Consider the following 8,998-nt stretch of genomic DNA (forward strand, 5'->3'; position numbering starts at 1 on the left):
TGTAAAGGAGGCATTTGATACCAACTGGGTGGTGCCTCTGGGTCCTAACGTGAATGGTTTTGAGGATGACCTCAAGGCTTTCGTTTCTAAGAACAGCGATGGATCTGAGTTGTCTCGTGAGGTGGTGGCGCTGAGTGCTGGTACTGCTGCCGTTCACTTGGGTTTGTTGGCTAGTGGCGTAGGTCCTGGTGATGAGGTTTGCGTTCAGAGTTTTACTTTCTGTGCTTCTTCTCATCCTATTACTTATCTTGGTGCTACTCCTGTATTCATCGATTCTGAACCTGATTCATGGAATATGGATCCAGAGTTGCTGGAGAAGGCGATTATTGATCGTAAGGAGAAGACGGGTAAGTATCCTAAGGCGATTGTTCCTGTTGCTCTCTATGGTATGCCTTATGATTGCGATAAGATTATGGCGATTTCAGAAAAGTATGGTATCCCTGTAGTGGAGGATGCAGCTGAGGGCTGTGGTTCCAGATGGAAAGGTCAGGTGCTGGGTACATTCGGTAAGTTTGGCGTGTTGTCATTCAATGGTAACAAGATGATTACTACTTCTGGTGGAGGTGCCTTGATTTGCCAGGATGCCGAGAGCAAGAACAACGTGATGTGGTATGCAACTCAGGCTCGTGATGCTTATCCTTACTATCAGCATACTGCCATCGGTTACAACTATCGTATGAGTAATGTTTGTGCGGGTATCGGTCGCGGTCAGATGACAGTATTGGAGGATCACATCGCTCATCATAAGCATGTACAGGAGTTGTATAAGGAACTCTTGAAGGATGTTGAGGGTGTAACCTTGCATGAGGCGCCTAATGCCGACTATGATTCCAACTACTGGCTCTGTACTGTGACTCTTGATCCGAAGTTGAAGATTCAGGGTCAGGAGAATGCGTATAAGGAGGTTGTGAAGACTGCCGTTGGTGGTGCAGCTGGTGTAATTCACATGGTGGATTCTCCTACCACTGATTGCCAGCCGAATGAGAATGTGGAGGCATTGCGTATCTTCATGTTGAGCAAGAAGATTGAGGCAAGACCAGTGTGGAAGCCAATGCATAAGCAGCCTGTTTATCAGAATGCTCCTGCATACGTGAATGGTGTAAGTGAAGCTATCTTCAAGGTGGGTGTCTGCTTGCCAGCGGGTCCGATGGTAACGGATGATGATGTTCGTTACATCGTAGAAAGTATTAAAGAGGCGATTGTTTAATCGCCTCTTTATTACTTTCAGCGTAAGGTGGATGGTTTTGCTACATCTTCTTCTATTCTGGAAGGTATTTTTTCGAAAACCTACCTTCAATGGTCTTTACACCCCCTTCGGTTCCCCCGTTAGCGGGGGACAGAAACCTTCCTTACCCTTAAGGAAGGCTCCACCTTTCTCTCCAAGCCTCTCTTCCCTCAGGGACGAGAGGATGTAACCGCCCTCCGGTGCTCGGAACCGCTTCGCTATAAGGTTGGCGGGGCATCAAAGCCCTGCGCCATGTTTTGCGGGATGGGACCGCCTGGCAACGACTTGCTGATACTTTTGTTTCGGGAGAGAAAAGGAACCACGGATTTCACGAATTTACACAGATTTGGACCTATGCGTCCTGGGATTACATAATATTGGTGATCAATCATCGGACTTGCTATTTCAAAAGTAGAAAAAACTGCGGTATTGAGCGTGTTGTCGGATGAGAATTCTTAATATACTCTAAATATTTTGAAAATACTTTGTGTATACCGGGATTTTTTCGTATTTTTGCCATTTAGAGAAATTATAAAGACGGTATTATGGCAGAGAATAATATATCAAACATTGACAAAACACAAATGATTGAGAGTTTTCAACAGCGACTTTTAGGTGACTATGGTTACCAAGATGAACAAATCGGAAGGAATGTTGAAATATCTCATGACTTTAGTGTTGATTTGGCTATATGGAAAAATGGGGACGATAAGAAAAATAATCGCCTCCCTGATATCTGTGTGACCATTCTCTGCAAGATGGAGCATGTTAAAATTGACAAAAAGGACGTTCATGGCGTTTTCTTAACCTCTATGCATTCTTCCTTGCGCTTTGTTGTGATGCATAATCTTAAAGAGACAAAGGTTTTTCTTATTGATGATAAGAAAAGCGGTGCATTGGAGCAAATTGCTGATTTCCCGAAAGCTGCTGATGTTGCCAATGATACGTTGTTGGGAGCTTTTGTCGCAAAGATGCGCAATTCGTCCAAGGAGGCTTTGTTACAAGCATTTGGTAAATGCCATAATTTTATTCGTAATATAGATAAATTATCTCCTGAGTCTGCCTTTGATGAATTTAGCAAAGTTATCTTTATCAAAATGGACTATGAACGATATCCTAATGGTGAACTTATCTTTACAAGGAATAAATACGAACAGTTAGAAAGTGATTTCGTTGCGAAGAGCTCAAAAGGCGTATTCCTAGATGTTCTGTTTCGTAAAACAAAGGAGTATTTTCAAAAAGACGGACTGTTTGAGGAAGCTGATACGATACATATCAAGCGTGAGACGGTACTGAAGATTATAGAGACTTTGGAACCCTTTAATCTGTGTAACTTGTCGGATGATATTAGAGGCTTGGCATTTGAGTCATTTTTGGGAAAGACTTTCCGTGGTGAGTTGGGACAGTTTTTTACCCCTCGTACTATAGTAAACTATATGGTTGATGTGTTGGATATTAAGGAGGGGGAAACTATTTGTGATCCATGCTGTGGAAGTGGAGGCTTCCTGATTCGTGCATTTGAGCATGTTCAAGATTTGATAGACAATGATATTCATCAACAGATTCATGATGTGGTGAATCATACAACCATGTCTGTGGCGGAAAAAAAATATCAAGTAGAGCAACTGTTATTGGAGCTAGACAAAAAACATATTGGTTCTCGATATTATAAACTTTGCCATCAATATATTTATGGTGTAGATGCAAATATCAGAATGGCTCGTACTTCAAAAATGAATATGATTATGCATGGTGATGGACATCTTGGGGTATATTGCCATGACGGATTGTTTAATGTCGGAGGCGTTGAAGATGGGAAGTTTGATGTGATTCTCATCAATCCTCCATTTGGCTTGCGTATAGCAAGGGATTTGGAGAATGATGGAAAGAAAGTAAGTGATAGCTACCATATCAAGAAGAGTAATGCTGAGGCTCTTTTCATAGAGAGATGTTTGAATTTATTGAAGCCTGGTGGTCGTGCAGGACTCGTGCTTCCTGATGGTATTCTGAATAATCCGAATATGGAAGATGTAAGAAAGTATGTGGAGAACGAGGCTGATATTTTGAATATAACTTCCATTCCTGCTGATGTGTTTATTGCATCTGGGGCAAATGTGAAACCAAGTCTGGTGTTCTTGCGGAAGAAAATAAAAAACGAGGGAAATGCAGACAATGTTATTTCTATTTCCAAAGTGGATGATGCAGGAATCAATTCCAAAGGATTGCCTTCAGACAACCAGCAGCTAACAGGACTTGCTCCCGTGGTAAAGGAATGGATTACCAAGGGCGCAATATCTTCTTCACCTTATTTCAAGGTCGTAGAAAGACAAATGATGGACAAATGGAATGTCTCTTCATGTTTTGATATGCAGAGTATCGCTTTGTCATCAAAGTATCCTTCGGTGTTACTGAAAGACATTCTTTCTGTCTATAGTGAAAAAATAGATATTCAAGACGATAAATCATATACTCGCTTGACAGTAAAGCTATTTAATAAAGGAATACAAAAGCGTGATACTCTTCTCGGTGAATCAATCGGCACAAAGAAACAGACAGAGGTTCATGCTGGTCAATTCATCGTTTCTAAGATAGATGGAAAGAGTGGGGCATTTGGGTTTGTGCCTGATGATTTGGGCGGCAGCATTGTGACCCAGGACTTTATGGTATTTGATTTGGATAAGGTACAGGTTTATCCTCCTTATTTGGAGTTGGCATTGAATGATGATGCCATTCTCGACCAATATAAGAATGCCAGCAATGGTTCCACTGGTCGTAAGCGACTGTCACAGGCTATATTTCTATCTACTAGAATTCCTTTGCCAACTTTGGAAGAGCAAAGAAACATGGTAGAGGGAATCGTCAATATGGAAAATGAAATTAAGCTGTTGACGGAAAAGATTGAGAAACAAAAAATGGACTTGAGTAATATCTTATATAAAGGTTAGAAGCTATGAAACTATTGGAGTTTGAGGTGAAGTCACCTTTTAGAAATTTAAAAGGGCTGAAAATCAAGTTTGACAGTAACATGTCAACTTACGTTATTATCGGTACAAATGGTGCTGGTAAGAGCAATGTGCTGGAGGCGCTGAGCAGCGTCTTCAAAACATTGTATTATGATTCTACTCGAAATTTCGAATTTAATTTCTATCTGAAGTATGAGATGTTGAACCACAATATTTGGTTAATATATAATAAGGACAAACATTCGTTTATTTTAAAGATAGATAACGTAAAGGTGGATGATGCTGAAGTAGAAGATATTTTGCCACAATATCTTCCATCACGCATCATCTGTAATTATAGTGGTGAAGATTCCCGTATCTATGAAAGTTACTATAAGGAGCCTCGTGATCTTTATACGAAAGAGTTGATTAAAGGTACGGCTACACGTTCTTTGCAAATGATGTTTGTAAACAAGGATTATTGGAAGATAATCTTTGTGGTGATGGCTTGTTGCAAGAATCAAGTAGAGGCTTTTGCCAATTTCCTTACCAATACTTTGGGTGTAAAGAGTATCGATCATATAACACTCGATGTAGATGAAAAAGAACTTGATGGATGGAGCAATAGTGCTCCTGCCTTATATTTACGCCAGTTGCTTGCCAGAACAGCGGGAAGGGACATTGCAATTGATGATTTCTGTCCAAATGGAGAGGATGCTTTGTTTATCTACAATAACCTTGTTGGAGTGTATGAGCTTATTAAGGAAAATTTTGTCATCACTTTCAATGACGGAATAGATACGGCATTCTTCAGTGAAGGAGAGAAGAAAATGATGGTTGTGTTATTCATGCTGGAGGCTTTGTCGGATGAGAGGTCCTTGCTCTTGTTGGATGAGCCGGATAGTCATATCCATATAGCATAAAAAGGGAAACTTGTTTCTTTCTTGACGGAAACTGACAACCGAGAAAATGTTATAACGACACATTCTCCATCTTTGACTACACAATTTGATGATGAGGCAATCATCATGTTGTCGGCTGATGAGAATGGTAATGCGGAAGTTGTTGATAAGGACAAGGCTGCTATTGTAAAGGTTCTGACGAATGATACATGGACGATACAGGATCAAAATATCTTCCTGAATTCAAATAAGGATATATTGTTGGTGGAAGGCTGGACAGATGAAGCCTATATCTCCAAGGCATTAGAAGTGTTCCAGAAGCAAGGGAAATATATGGATTTGGACTTCTCTTATTTGCCATGCAATGGAAGCAGCAATCTAAAAATGATGAGTGAGAAGTTTCATCCAAAGAAGAATCAGATGATGATTGCATTATTTGATAATGATGGTGCTGGATGGAAATCAATCCGAAATGTATTTGATTTGGATAAGGATGCTAATAAGAAAGCTTTTGGTAGGGCTCAAAAGAAAGCAGATATTTGGTATGCTCTTATACCTGTGCCAGCTGGTAGAAAAGGAGATATTAATATTGAAGACTATTTCCATCATAATGTTCTTTCAAAATTTGTGATGAGTTTCAAAACTTTAAATGAAATTGTTGAAAAGAATAGTTTGAAATCGAAATTGGCAGAAATGTGCAATAAAAACAAACTGGCAGATAATAAATTCAGTAAGTTTGCTAAGCTGTTCGATTTTATAGAAGAAATTAAACAAGCTGATGCCGAAGGCAAGAAGAGAATATAAGCGTTTCTTACAGCTCTAACATGTCAAGTTGTATTGCAAGAGTCATGCGTAGATGTAAACCGGATGTTGATGAACAATTTATTTTTGATGCTCAGAGAATGATACGAGCTAGAAATGCTTATATTCATAAAAATACGAATTTATCTCGTTTTAAATTTGTATGTCAAAAAGACGATTTTTTTGAAACTGTTGAAGATAATGTCTAATTTTTTTTGTCTCATTTGATCAAATGATTAAAATAAAAGATACAATTTTATCGGTTCCTGACTTTCAGAATCCACCTCAAGAGCAAAATATAATGAAATATCCAACGATGATGGATATTATAAAGTCTGTACTGGGTGAGAAACAGTTTAATGAACCAAAAGATGCGGATAAGGTTACAATGCCATTAGATTTCATGTTAGAACGTGGTAATTATATGGTATGTCGTGCAGATTTTCATCCTCAAGGGCAATTTTTATATCCATGTAGTAAGACCATGAACATGTTATTTAGAGGACAAAATCACTATTATTCAAACTGTTTTTCTTCTTTTTTTCGCTTAAAGACGGAAAAGGAAAAGCTTTTGGCTCATTTGCATCAAGCAGAATTCATTCAATTGCTGAATAGTCATCCGGTGGTTAAATACTTGAAGTCTCACACATTTACAAGAGATGGATTACCTGGTACACTTATTGTCCCTATAGATGAAGAAGGTTTGGCACAGCATTATGGTATTCCTACTGAGGTTGTGGATTTTAGTAATGATTTATGGGTCTCTGCGTTTTTTGCTACAGCGAAGTATGACAATCAAACACAGACCTATTCTCCATATCTTGTGGATGAGAGCTATAGTTTGTCTGATTTATATGGAGTTTTATATTTCAGAGAAGGTGTCATTGGTGAAATATATAGTCGTCCAATAGGTTCTAACTATTTTAATAGACCAGGGGTGCAGTCAGGTTTTGCTTATAAAAGCCAAATTAGAAATCTAAATGAAGATGGTAATTTTTCAAAGATTTATTTTAGACATGATAATGATGATTCAAACTATATATTTAAACAATTAGACTGCGGCAAAATTTTATTTCCATCCGATTCCTTAGTAGATATTACTAATAGAATTAATACTCAAGAGTGTTGTTCTATAGCAGCTGTAAAGCTATGTCATCTGCTTTGGTATACTAAATTGTCTTTCAATGCTTTTTTAGTTCTGTTAGAATCACAAGGTATTCAGGTTTGTGAAGTTTCTCCAGTAAAATTTGATGATTTTCTATTGAAGGAAGAATATGCTTTATGGTTAGACAAAAAGCGTTTTGATTTTTTGGAAAATATATATTGCATTCCTATTTGTAGATTTTAGGATGATGGTACTGATTAGCAGATATTACCATCCATTTATAATATTTAATTTATGAATTCAGATTGCGGATAATGTATTGGAGATTCCAAGAACCCTGAATGCGCTGGTTCCGCAGCTGAGCGTGGTTCCGCTGCAGCTGCTTGCTTACTATGTAGCGGTAGATAAGGGACTGGATGTGTATATCATCATTACAGCGTAAGGTTTTAACACATTAAGTATTTACCTTTGCATCCGAATTCTAAAAAATCAGAATTATGAAAACAAAGGAATACTTCGAAAAGGTGATGCAGGACTTTAACCAGAACTGTAGAGGTCGAAACCTGCGTAAGTCTTCTTGGTTTGAATTAACTTGTTTAGTAAATCAATGATACAATTCTATCCAAAATACAAACAATTCAAGGCTTTGGTGGATGCCAAGGACTATGAGAATGCAGTGAGGAGTGGGCTGGACTATCTGCGCTTCGTGGCTGATGAATACATCCGCTTGGAGGTGTATGCCTATCAAGAGTACGATGGCGATGACTTCCTTACTTATGAAGTAGAGAAGGAGCTGGCGCAGATGCTGAGAGATGAAGCGACTCCTCTGGAATCTGTTACCATGGCACAGAAAGAGATGGCGGAGATAGAGAAGATGGAGGCATACGTTGATTGCTGTCTTTGCTTCTTCGACCATATCCGTGAGGCGATCAACTTCCGATTGGCGGATGCTGATACTTATCTCGCTGATCTTGACAAGCAGATTAAACATCATACTTACGAGTACAAGAGATTGGTGGATGATGAGTACTTTGACCAGTTGAGTTCTGTGTTCCGATTTGAGGAGTTGGGTAAGTTGCTTATCAAGAAGATTGAGTATCTGAGGAGTCATGGAAGAGAGAATGAAGTGTCTGGCATCATGGAGGAATACAAATTCGTGCCTGATATCTGTTCTTTCAAAATCAATGAATTGCTTGGAAAGGGATTGGAAGATGAGGCTGTGAAGGAGATAGACAAAACAATTGCTGCGTATGGCAACGATGGATATAATGCCACGGAGACTTGGCATCTGCAAAAGGTGGCAATCTTGGAGAAACGAAATGACAAGGCTGGTCTTATTGAGGAATACCGCAGATTGTTCCGTCAGCATCTGGTGGATAAGCGAACTTACTTCAACAAGTTGAAGGAGTTGGTTGCCAAGGAGGAGTGGGATGAGTTTGTGGTGAAGCTCTTTGGAGACATTCCGCATATTACGGATGATGATTGCATTCTGGTTTGTGATATGATAGTGGAGGAAAAGAAATTCTCATGCTTGATGAAAATATTGATGGATAATGTGATGTCATTCAGTAGGGTGCAACTATTCAAGAAGTATTCTCCTTATATGAGTGAGGAGGATCAAGCGACTTATACCAATCATGTAATCGAAGAATTACGGTTGCATCTGAGTTACGCCAAGTCGAAGAGCTATGGTTATATAGTGGATGACATCAAGGGCATGTACACTTGTTGTGAGGTTTCCAAGAAGCTCATCTTGGATTTTGTGGAGGAAATAGAATATAACTATGGCAATCGACCTGCTTTAATGAGATTGCTGAGGAGTTGATGCCCTCTAAAATCATCCCGTCCTTCTTTACCATTAAAAAAGGCTTTTTCGAAAACCTACCTTCAATGGTCTTTACACCCCCTTCGGTTCCCCGTTAGCGGGGGACAGAAACCTTCCTTACCGTTAAGGAAGGATCCACCTCTCACCCCAGCCCTCTCTCCTCAGGAGCGAGGGAGTAAACCGCCCTTAGTGCTGACT

General features: G+C 39.3%; 7 protein-coding genes. All 7 read left to right on the top strand.

From position 1 onward, the window contains the following. On the top strand, positions 1–1,207 hold a 1,207-nt coding region (locus tag ACQRBJ_RS15350), incomplete at its 5' end, for a DegT/DnrJ/EryC1/StrS family aminotransferase (protein ID WP_445304140.1). Between the two features lie 563 nt (positions 1,208–1,770). Then, the gene (locus ACQRBJ_RS15355) at positions 1,771–4,170 is read left to right on the top strand and encodes an N-6 DNA methylase (RefSeq protein ID WP_445304141.1); all 2,400 of its coding nucleotides are present in this window, start codon (positions 1,771–1,773) and stop codon (positions 4,168–4,170) included. 5 nt (positions 4,171–4,175) lie between these two features. Continuing rightward, entirely contained in the window at positions 4,176–5,090 is a 915-nt protein-coding gene (locus ACQRBJ_RS15360) for an AAA family ATPase (protein ID WP_445304142.1), read from the top strand. A gap of 72 nt (positions 5,091–5,162) precedes the next feature. Further along, positions 5,163–5,873 carry a hypothetical protein gene (locus ACQRBJ_RS15365; protein WP_445304143.1) on the top strand — a complete coding sequence of 237 codons (711 nt, stop codon included), beginning with the start codon at positions 5,163–5,165 and terminating at the stop codon, positions 5,871–5,873. Between the two features lie 229 nt (positions 5,874–6,102). Then, complete coding sequence (locus tag ACQRBJ_RS15370) at positions 6,103–7,218, top strand: FRG domain-containing protein (RefSeq protein WP_445304144.1); 1,116 nt, start codon at positions 6,103–6,105, stop codon at positions 7,216–7,218. A 76-nt stretch (positions 7,219–7,294) separates the two neighbouring features. Next, entirely contained in the window at positions 7,295–7,417 is a 123-nt protein-coding gene (locus ACQRBJ_RS15375; protein ID WP_445304145.1) for a hypothetical protein, read from the top strand. Between the two features lie 165 nt (positions 7,418–7,582). Then, complete coding sequence (locus ACQRBJ_RS15380) at positions 7,583–8,800, top strand: hypothetical protein (protein ID WP_445304146.1); 1,218 nt, start codon at positions 7,583–7,585, stop codon at positions 8,798–8,800. Positions 8,801–8,998: the final 198 nt, after the last annotated feature.

It is taken from the genome of Prevotella sp. SGI.167 (assembly GCF_050313615.1).
Lineage (GTDB): Bacteria > Bacteroidota > Bacteroidia > Bacteroidales > Bacteroidaceae > Prevotella.

Excerpts from the sequence above, each read along its gene's own strand:
- ACQRBJ_RS15370 (WP_445304144.1), top strand. The coding sequence starts at position 6,103 with ATGATTAAAATAAAAGATACAATTTTATCGGTTCCTGACTTTCAGAAT.
- ACQRBJ_RS15360 (WP_445304142.1), top strand. The coding sequence starts at position 4,176 with ATGAAACTATTGGAGTTTGAGGTGAAGTCACCTTTTAGAAATTTAAAA.
- ACQRBJ_RS15380 (WP_445304146.1), top strand. The coding sequence starts at position 7,583 with ATGATACAATTCTATCCAAAATACAAACAATTCAAGGCTTTGGTGGAT.
- ACQRBJ_RS15355 (WP_445304141.1), top strand. The coding sequence starts at position 1,771 with ATGGCAGAGAATAATATATCAAACATTGACAAAACACAAATGATTGAG.